15 protein-coding genes and 1 riboswitch are annotated in these 17,976 nt (G+C 34.0%); of the genes, 7 read left to right on the top strand and 8 right to left on the bottom strand.

The genetic code is table 11. From position 1 onward, the window contains the following. The first annotated feature begins 65 nt into the window (after positions 1-65). Positions 66-1,547: a S41 family peptidase gene (locus tag B0A66_RS02715; RefSeq protein ID WP_089048310.1), complete on the top strand. Its 1,482-nt coding sequence runs from the start codon at positions 66-68 to the stop codon at positions 1,545-1,547. An 85-nt stretch (positions 1,548-1,632) separates the two neighbouring features. Here B0A66_RS02715 and B0A66_RS02710 read toward each other — a convergent pair whose 3' ends face one another. The 3 genes from B0A66_RS02710 to B0A66_RS02700 form a co-directional block, all read right to left on the bottom strand. Beyond that, positions 1,633-2,685, bottom strand: coding sequence for a YncE family protein (locus B0A66_RS02710; RefSeq protein ID WP_089048309.1), 1,053 nt, complete (start codon positions 2,683-2,685; stop codon positions 1,633-1,635). 4 nt (positions 2,686-2,689) lie between these two features. Further along, the gene (locus B0A66_RS02705) at positions 2,690-4,543 is read right to left on the bottom strand and encodes a TonB-dependent receptor plug domain-containing protein (RefSeq protein WP_089048308.1); all 1,854 of its coding nucleotides are present in this window, start codon (positions 4,541-4,543) and stop codon (positions 2,690-2,692) included. Between the two features lie 29 nt (positions 4,544-4,572). Beyond that, positions 4,573-4,807: riboswitch (cobalamin riboswitch) on the bottom strand. Between the two features lie 181 nt (positions 4,808-4,988). Next, entirely contained in the window at positions 4,989-5,351 is a 363-nt protein-coding gene (locus B0A66_RS02700) for a DUF5522 domain-containing protein (protein WP_089048330.1), read from the bottom strand. 161 nt (positions 5,352-5,512) lie between these two features. On the opposite strand from B0A66_RS02700, the gene B0A66_RS02695 reads away from it, so the two are divergent. The 3 genes from B0A66_RS02695 to B0A66_RS02685 all read left to right on the top strand — a co-directional run bounded on the left by B0A66_RS02695 (position 5,513) and on the right by B0A66_RS02685 (position 8,585). Next, complete coding sequence (locus tag B0A66_RS02695) at positions 5,513-6,655, top strand: ABC transporter substrate-binding protein (RefSeq protein ID WP_089048307.1); 1,143 nt, start codon at positions 5,513-5,515, stop codon at positions 6,653-6,655. 5 nt (positions 6,656-6,660) lie between these two features. Continuing rightward, complete coding sequence (locus tag B0A66_RS02690; protein ID WP_394335249.1) at positions 6,661-7,689, top strand: iron ABC transporter permease; 1,029 nt, start codon at positions 6,661-6,663, stop codon at positions 7,687-7,689. Between the two features lie 119 nt (positions 7,690-7,808). Next, positions 7,809-8,585 (top strand): ABC transporter ATP-binding protein, encoded by a 777-nt coding sequence (locus tag B0A66_RS02685; protein WP_089048305.1) that lies wholly within the window; start codon positions 7,809-7,811, stop codon positions 8,583-8,585. A 73-nt stretch (positions 8,586-8,658) separates the two neighbouring features. Here B0A66_RS02685 and B0A66_RS02680 read toward each other — a convergent pair whose 3' ends face one another. Next, positions 8,659-9,114, bottom strand: a complete 456-nt coding sequence (locus tag B0A66_RS02680) for a tRNA (cytidine(34)-2'-O)-methyltransferase (RefSeq protein ID WP_089048304.1) — start codon at positions 9,112-9,114, stop codon at positions 8,659-8,661. A 147-nt stretch (positions 9,115-9,261) separates the two neighbouring features. Beyond that, a complete protein-coding gene (locus B0A66_RS02675) occupies positions 9,262-9,825 on the bottom strand; it encodes a pseudouridine synthase (protein ID WP_089048303.1) in 564 nt (187 codons plus the stop codon). Between the two features lie 71 nt (positions 9,826-9,896). On the opposite strand from B0A66_RS02675, the gene B0A66_RS02670 reads away from it, so the two are divergent. The 3 genes from B0A66_RS02670 to B0A66_RS02660 all read left to right on the top strand — a co-directional run bounded on the left by B0A66_RS02670 (position 9,897) and on the right by B0A66_RS02660 (position 14,875). Continuing rightward, on the top strand, positions 9,897-10,334 hold the full coding sequence (locus B0A66_RS02670) for a hypothetical protein (protein WP_244283378.1): 438 nt from the start codon (positions 9,897-9,899) through the stop codon (positions 10,332-10,334). 160 nt (positions 10,335-10,494) lie between these two features. After that, positions 10,495-11,247: an SDR family NAD(P)-dependent oxidoreductase gene (locus B0A66_RS02665; RefSeq protein ID WP_089048302.1), complete on the top strand. Its 753-nt coding sequence runs from the start codon at positions 10,495-10,497 to the stop codon at positions 11,245-11,247. A gap of 202 nt (positions 11,248-11,449) precedes the next feature. Further along, positions 11,450-14,875 (top strand): T9SS-dependent choice-of-anchor J family protein, encoded by a 3,426-nt coding sequence (locus tag B0A66_RS02660; RefSeq protein WP_089048301.1) that lies wholly within the window; start codon positions 11,450-11,452, stop codon positions 14,873-14,875. A 57-nt stretch (positions 14,876-14,932) separates the two neighbouring features. Here the strand turns inward: B0A66_RS02660 and B0A66_RS02655 are convergent, their stop codons facing one another. The 3 genes from B0A66_RS02655 to B0A66_RS02645 all read right to left on the bottom strand — a co-directional run bounded on the left by B0A66_RS02655 (position 14,933) and on the right by B0A66_RS02645 (position 17,976). After that, positions 14,933-15,460: a MepB family protein gene (locus B0A66_RS02655; RefSeq protein WP_089048300.1), complete on the bottom strand. Its 528-nt coding sequence runs from the start codon at positions 15,458-15,460 to the stop codon at positions 14,933-14,935. 63 nt (positions 15,461-15,523) lie between these two features. Further along, the gene (locus tag B0A66_RS02650) at positions 15,524-17,428 is read right to left on the bottom strand and encodes a hypothetical protein (RefSeq protein ID WP_089048299.1); all 1,905 of its coding nucleotides are present in this window, start codon (positions 17,426-17,428) and stop codon (positions 15,524-15,526) included. Continuing rightward, the gene (locus B0A66_RS02645) at positions 17,425-17,976 is read right to left on the bottom strand and encodes an RNA polymerase sigma factor (protein ID WP_089048298.1); all 552 of its coding nucleotides are present in this window, start codon (positions 17,974-17,976) and stop codon (positions 17,425-17,427) included. Before B0A66_RS02645 ends, B0A66_RS02650 begins: the two co-directional genes overlap by 4 nt.

Raw genomic sequence — 17,976 nt, 5'->3', positions numbered from 1 at the left:
AAACTGATTATAGTTAAAACTAAAGGTATTATTTTTACGTTAATACTACATCGAAACATATTTTTATGAAAACACTATATAAGAGTATTCTGTTGTTGTTTTTACTTGCCTTTTCTTTGCAATCTTGTGAAGATCAGGATGATGTTGCGCCTTCTGGTGGACTTCAGGTAAATGACTTTATATGGAAAGGACTCAATCAATATTACCTTTATCAGGCCGATGTACCTAATTTGGCCGATGATCGTTTTGCTACACAGGATGCTTTAAATTCTTTTTTAAGAGGATACAGTAAACCTCAGGATTTATTTGAGGATTTATTGTATAAACCAAGCAGCAAATTCCCAACAGGACAGGCAATAGACCGTTTTAGCTGGATTGTTGAAGATTATACAGTTCTGGAACAAGAGCTCCAGGGAACATCTAAAAACTCCGGAATCGATTTTAGGCTAAGCTATAAAAAAGGAAGTTCAACAGATTTAGTTGGATTTGTACGCTATGTAATTCCTAATTCTGATGCAGCGGCGAAAGGTATGAAACGTGGTGATGTTTTTACAGGCGTTAACGGGACACAATTGACAGCATCAAATTACAGACAGCTGCTTATAGAATCTGATAGCTTTACATTGAACTTAGCAGATGTTAATGCAGATAATGTAGTAACTCCAAATAATAAATCAGTTTCATTGGTAAAAACGATTTTAGATGAAAATCCAATTTTAATCAACAAAGTTTTCGTTGAAGATAATCATAAAATTGGCTATTTGATGTACAATGGATTTTATGCCAACTACGATACGCAGTTGAATGAAGCTTTTGCACAATTAAGAGATCAACAAATTACCGATCTTGTTTTGGATTTAAGATATAATGGTGGAGGATCTGTATTAACGGCTACTCGTTTGGCAAGTATGATTACTGGCGATTTTACAGGGCAGATTTTTGCAAAACAAAAATGGAACGACAAAGTCAATGCTTTTTTTGAAAGTGAAGAACCGGAATCGTTAATTAACAGATTTACAGATAAAATCGGGGATAAGGATGTTGCCAAACTTAGATTACCTAAAGTTTATATTCTGACAAGTAGTGGAACAGCATCTGCAAGTGAATTAGTGATAAATGGTTTAGCACCTTATATTTCTGTAGTTCAGATTGGAGATGTAACAGTAGGTAAAAATGTCGGATCGATAACATTGTATGATTCAGAATCGTTTACTAAAAATCAGGTAAATCCGAATCATAAATACGCGATGCAGCCATTGGTACTTAAAATTGTTAATGCAAGTGGCTTTGGAGAATATACAGATGGACTTCAGCCTGCATACAAACAATTAGAATATGTGTCAACTTTAGGTGTTTTAGGAGATAAAGATGAGCCTTTATTAAATAAGGCTATATCTGTAATTACCGGAAAAGCTACTACTCAAAAAATACAGCAGGATAGTAATAAAGCATTACGTGCTTTTGTCGATTCTAAAGCGATGAGCGGAATAGGAAATCAAATGTATGTAGACAAAGCACCAGCAGGTCTTTTAAGAGCATTACAATAAAAAAGGAAAGGCTTTCAGATACTGAAAGCCTTTTTCTTTTTCCAAAAAAAATATAAAAAAACTAATAATGATTAATTTCTAAAAATTAGTCATTAAAATAAAAACCGTTTGGTGCAATACCAACAGTAAAATCTTTAAGTAAAGCTCCGCTTAAGTTATAAACGAATGCTTTGCTGTTTGAAGCATAGTCTCCTGAGTCAGAAACATAAATTTTGTCATCTTCTACTGCGAAACCGTAAATTGAACCATCTGTAGAAATAGCTGCAGTAAAGATTGGTGTTGTTGAAGCAGCTGTTGCAGAAGTGCTCATAACGTATACATCATTATTAGCAGTGTAATAAATCTTGTTATCTTCGATATCTAAGAATCCTTGTCCGCTATCTAAAGATTCAGGGAAAGTAATTTTAGCAATAGTTTTATCTGATAATTTAACTTTTACGATCTCGCTTCTGTCTGAATAAGAATTTTTTAAGATATATAGGTATCCGTCTTCTTCTTCCATACTGTTAGCACCAAAACCTATTTCTACAGAACCTTCTAAAGCTTTTGTTGATGGATTTAAGATTAACAATTTGCTATTGCTGGCATCTGTGATGTATAATTTGTTATTCTCTTCAATAATTCTGTTTGCTGTTGAATTCAATGCAATTTTAGACTCTACCTTATTAGTAGTCAAATTAATTACAGCAACATAATCATCAGTGTCGCCAGTAGCAGGATTAGAATAAGAATAAGTATTAGCATTGGTTACATACGCTTTTCCGTCTTTTACAACACCATATCTTGGATTTGCAAGATCAGAATCAATTTTGGCAATCAATTGAAAAGTATATCTGTTCACCACATTAATTACATTTGAACCTCCGGAAATGATATAGGCTTTATCTCCATCAAAAAAGATGTTTTGAAGATATTTACCAACAAAATCAGCTCCATTAACTGTTTTGTAAACATCTGCATTGAAAGTCGAAAGGTCTTCGCCTACAAATGAAACAGAACCCCCATCGGCACTTCCTTCATTTAAAATAAAGAATCCATCATCATAAACTCCTTTTGGATTGTCAGAGTCGTCATTCGAACAAGAAACAAAAAGCGATACGCTTAATGCTAGAAATAAAAATTGGGTTATTTTCTTCATGGTTTTAAAATTTAAAGTTTAAGTATATATTAAAATTTCTTCCTGGCATGGGTCTGCTTTCAAGGCTTTCGTAATTTTTATTGAAAAGATTAAGAAGCTGAAAACCTAATTTAAATGAGTTCAAAAAATTAAAATCATAATCGACTCCAATGTTTGAAACAGTATAGTCTTTAACAATTTTATCGGGATCATTATCTGTTTGCGTATAAACGAAACCATTATATAAAAATTGGTAATAAGCTGATATTTTATTTCTGGAATAAGAAACAGCGCCAGTTGCTTTATGAAACGGAACAAAAAACAGTTGATTTTTAGTCTCCAGATCTTCAGAAATAGTGTAGGCATAAGTAGCACTCGCAGTAAAATGATTCTTGCCGTATTGTTTGTTCCAATTCAATAACGTTTCAGATCCGTAGCTGTTTACTTTATCCGTGTTTTTTGGAGACCATATTCCGCCACGACCGGGAACCCATTGTAATAAGTCCTGAATTTTTATGTAATAAAAAGTCTGGGTAAGTGAAATGTTTTTAAAACTAAAAACATTCCCAATTTCTGCCTGATAAGAACTCTCTGGTTTTAAATCTGGATTTCCACCTTGTTCCCAATATAAATCATTGAAAGTCGGAATTCTGAAGTTTCGAGAAACATTGACTTTTAGATTGTACAGTTCACTAAACTGATACGAAGTTCCTAAAGAAAACAAAACCGGGGATTTGTAATTTTCTGTAAACTCTTTACGAACACTTAATTCATTTTTCCAATCGGTTGAGAAATCCTGTTTTAATAATAGTGCAACAGAACTTATTTCACGTGCATGATCACCAAAACCGCTTCCGTAACCTTTCGTTTTGCTGTAATCTGCAATTGCATTTAATTGTGTCGATTTGGATAGTGAATATCCTATGTCAGCTTTTGTAATAAGGTTTTCTGTTTTTCCAAAAGTAAACAGATTTAAGCTGTTGTCTGGAAAATACTGAAAATCTTCAAATATATAAGCAGCTTTTAGATTCGTTGTCAGCTTGCCGAAATCGCCATCGTATTCTAATAGATTTCTGTTAAAACCACTTTTGTATTTCGTCTTTATTTCGGATTCCGTTAGTAAGGACGTATTTCTGTCTGTGTTAGAAGCCTGAGTGTATAATTTTAGTCTGTTTTTAGCATTAAATTTATAACCTGCATTCGCATTCACAGTAATAATATCGTATTGACCGTTTTGGTTCCAGCGTTGTTCGCCTCGCCAGGTATATCGATTTAAGTATTTGTAGTCATTGGTAGAACTATTTTTCGAAAAGCCAATTTGCGTGCTCCATTTATCATTAGAAATATTGGTTTGATAATTAATTCCAATCGTATTGAAACTACCATAATCTAATCGCAGTTTGTTGGTGAACTTATTATCGAACTTCATATCGTTATTAAGGTGAACAGTTCCTCCAATAGCACCGCTTCCATAAAGAACACTTCCGCCACCTGCTTTAACACTTACTGAATTATAGTCAGTCCCTGAGATTGTATTAAAATCAGTACTGCCATTCATCTGAGAATTGATATTAATACCGTTCCAGATCACGGCTGTCTGAGATGCAGTTGTTCCTCTGAAGGAAACGGTGGAAAGCATTCCTCGTCCATATTCTTTAAAATAAATGGTAGAATTAAAGTTTAATAAATCAGTAAGTAAAGGCTCATTCTTGTTGATAATAGAATCGTTGAGCTTTAAAACCGATTGCGAATTAGAGTATTTTATAAGATTAGCATCTGAAACAATAACTTCTTTAAGATTTGTAATAGTATCGCTTTGCGCCCAAATAAATTGGCACAGGAATAAAAAACAAAAAGAAAAAAGTTTTTTTAAAGTCATAATCTTCTACACTCTTTTTCCCGAGAGTTCGATGTTTTGTTTCAAAGGCAGGTCTCCTGGCTTGCGTTTTGTTGTTTACCTTCCCATTCGTTTTCGCGAGCAGTGGTTTGCAGTTAACAACAATCATTCTTTTTCAAGAACTAAGCTTACAGTTGCGGGTACAGCTCAAGATTATAAAACATTCAAAATGTATTTTGAAGATTTTGACTTGATTCCCTTTTAATGTGTTTTTGGTGTAACACAACCTTAATTTAATTCAAAGATAAACTTAAAGTTATTGATTATTCAAATTTCGATGTCTTATTCTATCATATTCTAAACGTAAACGGGTTTAAAGTACTATTTTTATTACTTCAATAAAATTGATATTACACTGAAAAAGGCATTTTGAAAAGTGAAAGTTTCAGGTACTGAAGAATAAAAATTTAACTTTAGATATAAAAGGCTAATAAGGGCAATGACGGCAATTGTTTTCGCAACAATGTCCTCTTTTTAAATGAAACCAGGCTTTGAAAACATAATTTCCATTTTCGATGTAATAATCAATATCCTCAATTAGTTTTTCAGTTTTTGGTAAGGACGCAATTTTGTTTTCAGACGCTTTTTTTGGATCGAAAGTTTCTACGTAAGCGTCGATTTTATCAGTACAGGCTTCTTTTAAACAATCGGGACAAAGACAATCTCCTCCTTCGGATAAAGTAAAAATAGGAGGAAAGTCATTACACCAACAATTACGCTCTGCTGAAACAGCTCCACAATTAAAAGAAGATTCACAATTGGAGCAAATTTTTGTCGTCAGTATTGTCATTGTATGCGAAAATTGCGTGTTTAATTGTGTAAGAATAAAAGTAAACAAAAAAAATAGAAATTGCGTTACCTTTGTCGCTATGAAAACGTAAATTTAAATTTGCAAAAGTTTCAAATTTGCGAACAATTATAATGTACTAATACAACTATATCACCTACTATATGAAACACATATTGCCTAAATTAGTTTTTATTTCTACTTTTTTTCTTTTAATAGGATGTAAGAAAAATGAAAGTGCAGAAGTTACAGCTTCGATAATTCCTCAAAATAGTATTGAGTTTGCCTCTAATCTTTCGATTGTTAAGCACGAAGGATATGCTGTAGTTACTGTTTCAGATCCCTGGCCAAATGCCAATACAAAACTAACTTATGTTTTAAAAGAAAAAGAGGCAAAAGTTCCGGATAGTCTGCAAAAATACACAGCGGTAAATGTTCCTTTAGAATCTGTAGTAGTAACATCAACAACTAACATTCCTTTTCTCGAAATGCTGGGTGTAGAGGATAAATTAGTTGGTTTTCCGCATACGGATTATATTTCTTCAGAAAAAACAAGAGCATTAGTAGATAAAGGTGCTGTGAAGAATGTAGGCGAAAATGAAAAATTAAACATTGAACAATTAATAGAATTAGCTCCCAATTTGATTGTGACTTTTGGAGTAGACAACAATAATACGGCGATTGAGAATTTAAAGAAAAGTGGATTAAACGTTCTTATTCAGGCTGACTATATGGAACAATCACCACTTGGTAAGGCAGAATGGATAAAACTGTACGGCGTTTTGTTTGGAAAAGAAGAAGAAGCGAAAGAGTTATTTGATAAAATTGTGACGAGTTATAATCAGGCAAAAAAACTAGTAGCGGATAAACCGAATTCTGCAACTGTTTTATACGGTTCTATGTATGAAGATATTTGGTATGTAGCAAAAGGAGACAGCTGGGCAGCACAATTTATGAACGATGCGCATGCCAATTATTTATGGGCAGATTTAAAAGGAACCGGAAGTGAAGGATTGTCTTTTGAAAAAGTTTTGGTTAAGGCTAAAACGGCTAATTTCTGGATTTCAGCAGGTACGTTTAAAACATTAGAAGAGTTCGGAAAAAGCAATCCTCATTATACACAATTCGATGCTTTTACATCAAAAAATGTATATACTTTTGAAGGTAAGGTTGGCGCAACAGGCGGAACTGTTTATTATGAATTAGCACCAAGCCGTCCGGATTTAGTTTTAAAAGATTATATCAAAATTTTCCATCCTGATTTGTTGCCAAGCTATGAATTTACTTTTGCATCAAAATTAAATTAAGAGCGTTGATTGATAAAAAGCGAAATAGCATCTTATTTTCCATACTTGGTCTGGCACTTTTATTTATGTTTATTCTGGATATTAGTCTGGGTTCTGTTACCATTCCGTTTAAAGAAGTTTTTACCAGCTTAACGGGCGGTGAAGCGAGCAAATCTACCTGGGAATATATTATTATCAATTATCGCTTGCCTAAAGCAATAACTGCGGTATTAGTTGGAGTTGGTTTAGCCATAAGCGGTTTATTGATGCAAACCTTATTTAGAAATCCGCTCGCAGGCCCTGATGTTTTGGGATTAAGTTCCGGAGCAATACTTGCGGTGGCAGTAGTTATTTTAGGAGCAGGTTTATTGCCTTCGTTTTTACAGTCCATTTTAGTGTCATCTTATACACTTGTATTAGCCTCGACGTTAGGAAGCACAGCCGTTTTGTTATTGGTTTTGCTGGTAGCACAACGTTTGCGAAATACAATGGCAATTTTAATTGTGGGACTAATGTTCGGAAGTTTTACCAGTGCGATTGTAGGTGTATTGACTTATTTTAGCTCAGCAGAACAACTTCAGAAATTTACTTTTTGGTCTTTAGGAAGTCTCGGTAATCTTTCGTGGTCTTCTATTGCAATCCTTGCTGTTTGTGTAGGTTTAGGATTGTTGTTAAGTGCGGCAAGTATCAAACCTTTAAATGCCTTGCTTCTAGGAGAGAATTATGCTAAAAGCATGGGATTGAATTATACACGTGTTCGTTTGATTATCATATTTGCCACCAGTATTCTGGCAGGAAGTATAACGGCTTTTGCGGGTCCGATTGCTTTTATAGGATTGGCAGTTCCGCATATTGCAAAACTTACGTTTCAAACCAGTAATCATGCAGTTTTATATTGGAGTACCTTTTTTTATGGTGGAATCATTATGCTTTTTTGCGACATCGCTTCACAATTACCAGGATTAGATACTACGTTGCCCATAAATGCTATTACGTCTATAATTGGTGCGCCGGTTGTGATTTATTTATTAATGAAAAAAAGAAATTTTCAGTAAATGCTATTGCTCACAGATAATACAAAAAGGTTTAGATTTTTAAAATACTTTTACTCTTTCAATCTTTATCAAAAAAACTTAGCAACTTACCATCTCAGAACCTCAGTAACTTAAAAAAAATGACAACGATTTTAAAGACTTCAAACCTAAGTATTGGCTACACGTCGAAGAAAGCAACGGTGCTTATTGCTAAGCAACTGAATTTGAATTTAGTGGCAGGAAAACTAGTTGCCTTAATTGGAGCAAACGGAATTGGAAAATCAACTTTGTTACGCACTATTACCGGAATTCAGCATCCGCTGGAAGGAACCGTTTTTTTGAATGATAAAAATATAGCAAACTACAAGCCACTTGATTTAGCACAGCAATTAAGTTTAGTTTTAACGGAAAAACTGCCTCCAAGTAATCTTTCGGTTTTTGAGTTAGTCGCTTTGGGTCGTCAGCCTTACACCAATTGGATTGGAACATTAACACAAACTGATATCGATAAAGTGCAACAAGCATTAGAATTGACCCAAATTGAACATCTTACACAAAAGAAGCATTATGAAATTAGTGATGGTCAGCTTCAAAAGGTTTTAATAGCACGCGCTTTGGCACAAGATACACCACTCATTATTTTAGACGAACCAACAACACATTTAGATCTTCTTCATAAAGTTTCCTTATTTAAATTGCTAAAAAAACTAACGCAGGAAACAAACAAATGTATCTTGTTTTCGACACATGATATTGATCTGGCTATTCAGCTAAGCGATGAAATGATTATTATGACACCGGAAATGGTAGTTCAGGACGAACCACAACATTTAATTTCAAAAGGAAGCTTTAATACTTTGTTTAAAGACGAAAACATTACTTTCGATACTGAAAAAGGAAAATTTATAATTAGGTAAATCGTTTAATTGTTGATTTGTTAAATCGTTGTTTTTAGATGACAACTCACAATTTACAACTCACAATTCACAATTATTTTTTTACCCCGATTTGCCTTTTCGCTTCTCCAACAACAAAAGCAACAGAATTAGCGATATTAAAACTTCTAATCAATTTTGACATCGGAATCGTCAAATGATTTTCGAAACGTTCCAATACCTCTTTGCTTAAACCAACACTTTCCTTTCCAAATACCAACCAGTCTCCATCCTGAAAATCAGTTTCCAGATAAGATTTCTCGGCATGAGAACTCATTAAAAAAACACGTGACTGATCTGGAATCTGCTGAATCCATTCTTCTATATTTTGATACTCGGTAACATCAAGGTGAACCCAATAATCCAGTCCTGATCGTTTTAGATTTTTATCATTAATAACAAATCCAAACGGATGAATAAGATGTAGTCTGCTTTCTGTACCTACACATAATCGACCAATATTTCCGGTGTTATTTGGAATTTCCGGTTCTACAAGAACAACGTTTAGCATTTTTTTTTGAATTATAAATTGAATTTTAATTGTGAGCTGTGAATTGTGAGTTGTGAATTTTTTTGATTGTCTATATGAATGATCTAATTTTCTAATTGACTTATTATCTAATTATCAAATTATCACATTTTCTAATTGGCTCATTCTCTAATTAAAGTCTGAAACTTCTATTACTTCTCCTGCTTTTAGATTTTGCAAATATACATTTCCTATACGAACGCGAACTAGTCTCAAAGTCGGAAAACCAACTGCGGCAGTCATTTTCCGAACCTGTCTAAACTTTCCTTCATTTACGGTAATCGATGCCCACGAAGTCGGTCCGTGGCGTTCATCGCGTATTTTTTTGGCTCGCGGTCCAAAATCCGGAATTTCAGTAACAATAAAAGCACTGCAGGGTTTGGTTGTGTATTTGCCGCCATCAAAACCAATTTCGACACCTTTTTGAAGTTGTTCAATAGCTTCTGGAGTAATAACACCATCAACTTGTACGTAATATTCTTTGTCAACTTTTTTGCTTCGGATCTGCTCGCTTATTTTTCCATCAGTAGTTAGTAAAAGCAATCCTTCAGAATCTTCATCTAATCTTCCGATAGCCATTGTTCCCTCAGGGAAATCGTGCAACTCTCCTAAAAGTTTTTTCTTTCTCTTTAGTTCATATATAAACTGACTTAAATAGCCATAAGGTTTAAAAAGAATGAAGTGTTGGTGCATGTTATTTTTTTTGCAAAGATAGTTTTGTTTCATCAGCATTAAAAGAAACGAGCGGCTATTATCCAAAAGCTATGTTAAAGGACTACGATTTAAGCCCTGAAATTCGTAATATTATAGTAGTAATTTTAAAAAATAAAGATATGGAAACTAATAATTTAGGATCGAAAAAGATAAATGGAGTACAAAAAACTAATGATGAATCTAAAGGTAAAAATGTTTCGCATGATAAAGAATCAAAAGAAACAAAACTTAATAAAGAGGTCGTAACAGATGCTGACGGAAATAAAAAAGTAGTCGAAAGAGCCAGAAATGAAAATGAAGATATCAAGAAAGCTTCAAGCACAAAAGATACAACCAATGCAAATGCGAATCGTGGTGTGAGTACAGAAGAAGAAGCTAAAAAAACAGTAGAAAATAAAGATAGAAATTCTGACATAACACCCAATCGTTACTCTAATTCTGATCCGGAAAGCCGTAAAGACAGAGGGAATATGAAATTAGACGAGTAGTTACAAAACACTAAGAAAAAAAATCTTCATTTAGATGCTTTTAATATTAAATAACAAATGATTGGCAATGAACGTTAATGTTGTTTTAAATTGTGTTTTTGAAGTGTATTACCTTCTGCGATCTTCGTAAATTAGAAGTACAAATTTTAAACTTAAGAATATGTCACTTTTAGAAAACAAAGTTGCTTTTGTATCCGGAGCCGGTTCAGGAATTGGTCGTGCTGTCGCAGAAGCGTATGCTCGTGAAGGAGCAAAAGTAATAGTATCCGATATTAATGTAGAACACGGACAGGAAACAGTAAAGATAATTGCAGCAAATGGCGGAGAAGCTTTTTTTATTAAAGGAGATTCGTCAAGTGCAAGCGATAACCAAAGAGTAGTACAGGAAACAGTAGCAAAATACGGTCGACTTGATATTGCCTGTAACAATGCAGGAATGGGTGGTCCGGCCAAACCAACAGGAGAATATGATCCCGAAGCTTGGGATCGCGTTATTGGTTTGAATTTAAATGGTGTTTTTTATGCCTGTCGTTACCAATTAGAACAAATGGAAAAAAACGGTGGAGGAAGCATAGTAAATATTGCTTCGATTCACGGACAAGTTGCAGCACCTCTTAGTTCAGCTTATACTGCTTCAAAACATGGAGTTGTTGGATTAACCAAAAATATTGCTGCTGAGTATGCACAAAAAAATATTCGTTGCAATGCTGTAGGACCTGGTTACATTGAAACCGCTTTATTAAAAGATAATCTGGATTCAAGTGCGATGGAAGCTGTAGCGGCAAAATCACCAATGAACCGTTTGGGGACATCAGAAGAAATTGCGGAATTGGTTTTGTTTTTAAGTTCTGATAAATCTTCTTTTACAACGGGAAGTTATTTTATTTCAGACGGAGGTTATACGGCAATATAAGGTATACTTCTACTATAAATATCAAGTTAAAGCGATCTGTTTAGGTCGCTTTTTTTATGTTAAAAAATAAGCTGAATGTATGAATAATTTCATTTTAGGATCGATTGTTGTTTTAATATGAAGGAATAACTTTATGATTATGTAATATTGTGTTAACTTTAAAGATTATAAATTTGACTTCTAAAAAACTCATTTTAACTATATGAAAAACATTTACACTTTACGGCCTCTTACGGCTTTCTTAAGTTTATTTTGTTGTTGGTCGTTGAGCATTTTTGCACAAACACCAACAAATCCAGCTCCTCAAGCTTTACCTTATACGCAAAATTTTGACGGATTGGCGACCAATCCAATAACGTATCCTGCAGGATTTCAAGGCTGGACAGCGTCTACTTTACCAGGATTAAGTTTCAATGTAAGCGGAACATTAGTTGCAGACAGAGCTTTGGTAGGTCCTAGTTCAGCAGCTACAACGAGTGGTAATTTTCATAATTATGTTGGGAAAATTGGTTTTCTGAATACAGGAAGTCTTGATTTAACCATTGCACTTGCTATAGACGCAACGGGTCAAAAAGCAGTTCAGGTTCAATATGAAGCGATAACCATTCGTAATCCATATGGAACGCCGAATAATAGTCGTATTAATGAAATGGTTTTGCAATATCGTATTGGAAATTCTGGTGCATTTAAAATATTGCCTTCCACAGCATATTCTAATAATACAGTTTCAGAAGTATCGGACGCTACACCGCCAACTTCTCAAAATCCGCAAAATATAAAAGTAACGTTGCCATCTGAGTGTGATAACGAACCTGTAGTTCAGGTTAGATGGATTTCAAGACAAGTTTCAGGTTCAGGATCGCGTCCATCTTTTGCTATTGACAATATAGATGTTAGAAGCGATATCATGGCGCCGGTAAGTGCGATAGGCTATCCTAAAACAGATAATATTTTATCAGAGAGTTTTGATTTTTCTGATCAGTTAGATGAAATAGGAAAAACATATTTTGTACTTCTTCCGGGAGGAAGCGCAACACCAACAGCTGCGCAAGTAAAAGCAGGTGTTGATGCTAGTGATGCAGCTGCATTACAATTTGGATTTTTAAATATTACCAATCCTTCACAGCCTGTTGTAAAAACATTTTCAGGATTAGTACTTGGTGCATCGTATTCTGTTTTTTCAATCTCAGAAGATGCAAACGGAAACATTCAGTCAGTTGTTACTAAAAAAGATGTGACTACTTCAAATGTGGCAATTCCATCTTTTTTGACAACAGTTTCAGCTCTTAATTTAGGTTTTTCAGAACCAAATTATAGTTCAGAAATCTTTAGTTATCAAATTCAGGGTGCGAATGTTACAGCGCCTGTTACAGTAAGTTCTTCAGCAACAGCTTTCGTGGTTTCTAAAGACAATACGAATTTTAGTTCTTCTATATCTTTTAATGCAGCAGCTTTTGCTTCAAACGCAGCTGTAACGGTTTACGTTCAATTTACGCCAACGGCTTTAGGAGAATCTTCAGCTCAGTTAACACACGAAACGACAGGTGCAACAAGCAAAATTGTTTCCTTGTCAGGAGCAGGAATTAATCCTTATGTTCAAGGTTTTAATGATGTAAATGCTTTAAGCAATAGTGGATGGACAGAATATAGTGTTGCCGGAAACAGCAACAGATGGGCAATTACTACAACAGCAAGAAATGTGAATTCCGGTACAGGAGCAGTGCTTATGAACGGATATTCTGAAAGCGGAGCAAGCAAAGACTGGTTGATTTCGCCTAAATTGAGATTAGATAACTTCACAGATTTGGCATTACTATCTTTTTATTCTCGTAAATTTTACGAAGGGCCCCAATTAAAATTAATGGTTTCTGTAAATTATGATGGAAAAAGCAATCCAGAAACAGCAACATGGACAGCGTTAGAAGGTAATTTCCCTACAGAAACAGGAACTTATAAATTGTCACAAAACATCGATTTAGAAGCTTACAAAACCAGCCATACGTATTTGGCATGGGTTTACGAAACAACTGCAGGAGGAACTAATAATGCTGCTGAATGGTCAATTGATGATATTGCCATTACGAATCTAACGAATTATTTAGATGCAAATCCTGTTTTAAGTTTTGGAGATGCAAGTCCAAATACTATTTCAGCTACACAATCTTTTATTTTTAAAGCAGTAGGATACAATGACCTTACATTAACTGCTCCTGCAGATTACCAATTGTCTTTGGATGGTGTAGCATTTCAATCGAACGTTGTGGTTCCTACAGCTGATGCAGCGGCAGGTAGAACAATCTTTGTACGATTTACACCTTCTGTAAAAGCTTTAGAGATTTCAGGAAAACTGAAAGTAACAGGAACAGGATTAGATACAGAAATAGGAATGTTTACTGGTTCTTCTTTACCAAAAGCAGAAACTTTTGATGTTGTAACCTATAATTTAGAATTTTTTGGAACAGCTGTAAAAGATGCTAGTGGTGTAGAGTTTGGACCAACAAACAATGCGTTGCAAATAGAAAACGTTGCCAAAGTAATGAATAAGCTGGATGCAGACGTTTACGTAGTTCAGGAAGTATCTGATGATCCGTCTATCGATATTTTGATTCAGAAAATCAATGTTAACGGAAAAACATTCGAAAAATCAATCTCGACTTCATGGTCGTATTCGTTTAATCCTCCTCAGGATACTTTTCCTCCTCAAAAATTAGTAGTTCTTTATAACACACAAACTACGACAGTTAAAAAGGAGCGCGTTATGTTTAAAAAACTGTATGATGATGTTCGAAACGGAACCGCGACTTTGCCAAATTACCCAGGTGGTAATGGCTCAAGCTTTTTCTCTTCAGGACGTTTACCTTACATGGTCAAAATTGAAACAAATATTAATGGGGTTAAAAAAGAAATCGACCTAATCGATATTCACGCACGTGCCAATAGCGGAAGTGATATGTCGAGATACAATATGCGTAAGTACGATGCTGAATTATTGAGAGACAGTTTAATAGCGAATTATCCTGATAGTAATTATATAATTTTGGGTGACTATAATGATGATGTAAAAGCATCTGTTATTCCGGGGAACCCATCTTCATACCAAGCATTAGTAGAAGATACAGCTAATTTTAATGCTTTAACTTTAGATATTAGCAAAGCGGGTGCCTTTAGTTTTTTAAGCTCAGGTGGATTCTTAGATCATATTATGATTTCTAATGAATTAACAGATTCGTATATCCCGAATTCAACTGCGGTTTATGATCCTCGTAATGATATAACAAATTATGTAAATACAACTTCTGATCACGGTCCGGTAATCGCCAGATTCGAATTTAAACCTACTTTATCAACAATAGATTTTGGTACTAAGGCGAATAGTTTCGCCACAACATATCCTAATCCGGCAACAGATGTAGTAAATGTAGTGTTGAAAGCCAATCAGACTAAAGATTTAAAATTGAGATTATATGATAGTACAGGTCGTTTAATCGGTAGTCCATTAGATATTAAAGCAGGAGAGAACAACAATACAGGCGTAATACAAATTAGTAATTTAGCCTCAGGAATTTATTTTTATACTTTGACAGAAAACAATAAAGTTGTTTTTAGAGATAAGATCATAAAAAAATAAGCATACATAAGTTAAACTAAAAGGCTGTCTAAAATTTTAGACAGCCTTTTTTTATTTTTAAATCTGGAATATTGTTTTGTATTTTACAAGGTCAGGTTTTGGACTTAATTCATAAAAATAATCCAATTGCCATTGTTGTGTTTTTTGTGCTTGCTTGCTAGTGGTTTCATCCCACGGAGGATAAACTCTTGTAGCGCGCTTTCCTTCCTTCGTAGCTGTAGAAAAAATTCCTTTACTCAGCAAAACAGCTTTCGGAAAAATAAACTGACCTGCAGCTTCATTTTTTCTAACATTTACAATTACAAAATCAATGGAATCCGAAAAATCAAAAGGTTCAATAGTTCCTGAGTTGTTTCGTTTCCACAAGGTTACAAATTGTCCTGTCTTCGTTGGCGTAATTTTAGCAGATCTAAATTTTATCTGATGATGGTTGATTATAAAATCAAATGCGTCATACTCTGCACTTTCAGCTTCTGGCTGAGGTAGTGAACAAGCAAGACCACAAACATCATAAATCTGTTTTTTTGCTAATAGTAAGTCAGCCGGAAGTGATTTTTGGTCATTCCAATTATTTTGAATGCTCATTAGTAAGGACTTATTTTTAAAGTTATTTTTTTAGAAAAATACAATAAAAATTAGACTAAAACATTAAAATGAAACATTCAATCCAAAATTCAATCCCCATTGAAACTGATTGAAAGATTGATTATTTAAAGGATTCACATAATAATTCATAGCAGGCTCTACAAAAACATTCGTCTTTTTATAAACACGATATTGAACTGTACTACTCAAAACAGAACCATAAACAAAATCATTAGCATCGATGTTTTCACCAATAGAAGTACCATTTAGCGAAACATTATTAGAAACCAGTTTACCAACAAAACCTCCTGTGTTTAAGCTTACGCTGGCTTTGTTTAAAGTTAAAACGGCATACGAAACTTCCAAAGGCATTTCGATGTATTTTAAGCTCTGATTAACGTTTCCAGTTTGGATATTGTTGCTTTTAAATGAGTTTTTAGTGTTATTCGATAGAAAAACATAATTCGAGTTATTGGCTATATGCGGTTTTACGGCTGAAGCACTTTGATTCAGATAATCACTTTGGGTAAAGGTTGCTTCGCTTTTTGTACTCATGTACGCAACATTAGCAATGCTTTGACCTAATTCATTAAATTTTAGACCAGAACCCACAGCCCATTTTTTATTGATCTTGTATCTGGTTTTAACACCATACGAATTACTTTGTTTGGAGTCGTTTACGTTACCAAGTGTTTTCTCGTTTTTATAATTCTCAGAATTAGCAACACCTGCAAAAACACCAAGATCCCATTTTTCAGATTTAGGAACAGCTTTGTCTTCTTTTTCCTTTTCTTCTTTGGTAACTTCAGCAACGATTATTCCTTTTTCTAAATTTTGAAGTTCTGCCAATTGAACAGAATCCTGTTTGCTCAAAGCATCACCAAATTTAGAAGTGTTTTTAGAATTGTTATTTACGCTATTATTATCAGCAATACTTTTTTCTAAAGCTATAGTGTTAAAATTAGGATTAATTTCTTTTTGATCCTGTTTATTTTGATTCTCATTCTCCTTCAAAACAGAATTAGAATTGTTTAAAGCAAAGGTAGTATTGTTTTTAGCATTTAGTTTTTCACCTACAACAGAACCGGAAATTGACTTCTCCGGACTAGCATTAAATGATTTTTGTTTTTTTGTTTTAAAAGTATTCTCCGCTACAGCCTTATCCAAAAGTTCTTTCTCCTTTTTTGAAATAGAATTTTTAGATGAAGTAGCAACTTTATCTGTTGCTTTAGATGTAAAATTTTGTTCAGCTACAGCTTGATTCAAATTGTTTTTCTCTACAGTTGTCATTTGCTGTTTTGAAACATCATTGAAATTGTTTTCTTTTTTAGAAGTATTTGCTTTTACGGCAACAGCCTGATTAGGCGAATGCGTTTCAGTTTGTTTTATATCTAAAAAGACAGCGCGATTAGTTGCTTTTTTAGTTTCAGAATGAGCAGTTCTTGTTGCTGTATTCGAAATAATAGTAGTGTTTTGAACCTTAGTTGTATTGTTTTTTTCTGGTGAATTTTCTAATGTAGCAGTTGCTGTTTCGGTATTTTGTACTTCAATTACTTTTTTGTCAATTACTTTTTTGTCAATAGCTTCTTTGTCAATGTTTTTAGTCTTGTCATTTTCACTGTTAACAATTTGCTTGTTAGTATTCTCTTGTACTGCGTTAGATTCAGTTCCCGTATTTTTATTAGTTGAATTATTTTTAACGGCGCCTGAATTTTTCTCTTCCAGAACTACGGTATTAGTAGAATTCGTATTTAATGTATTGATGTCAGCGCCTGAATTAAAATGCAAAACAGTCGGAACCATTAGTCCCGCTAATAAACATGCAGCAGCAGTCCACCAAATAATAGCTTTTTTGCTCTTTTTTGGTTGGTTTAGTTTTTCCTCAATTTGTCCCCATAGTTCAGGAGGCGGAACACTAGAGAAGTGTTCTATTGATGAAAAAATTTCTTCTATATTTTGCTTTTTCATGCTATTTTAAAATTTTTTATGCTCAAAATTCTTTTCTGTAAAATGCGCTTTGCTCTGTTTAAATTCGATTTCGAGGTTCCTTCAGATATATTTAATAATTCGGAAATTTCTTTGTGTTTCATTTTCTCAAAAACATACAAGTTAAAAACCATCCGGTACTGATCGGGTAAATCCCGTATATATTCTAACAACTTTTCCTGTTCGACGGGCATTATTTCTAATTCCTCTTCGGCTACATAATCAGTATCAGGATCGAAAACGTCCAAAAAAAAACTTTCTTTTTTCTTCTTGTTCAGCGTTTCGATCAGTTTATTGATAAAAATCCGCTTGAGCCAGCCTTCAAAACTGCCTTCAAATTTGTATTGATTTATTTTTTGATATGCAATTACAAAGGCTTCCTGAAATACATCTTTAGCATCATCTTCATTTTTCATATATTTCAAACAGATACCATACAGCACAGGAGAGAACAGCTGATAGATTTTCAGTTGTCCTGCCCTGTCATTTTGCATACATTGCCTGATATATATTTCTAAGTCGTCTTTCAA

The sequence above is a fragment of the Flavobacterium hercynium genome, from assembly GCF_002217285.1.
Lineage (GTDB): Bacteria > Bacteroidota > Bacteroidia > Flavobacteriales > Flavobacteriaceae > Flavobacterium > Flavobacterium hercynium.
Note: the sequence above shows the minus strand (reverse complement) of the source record. Positions and strands in the feature narration are given on the sequence as shown.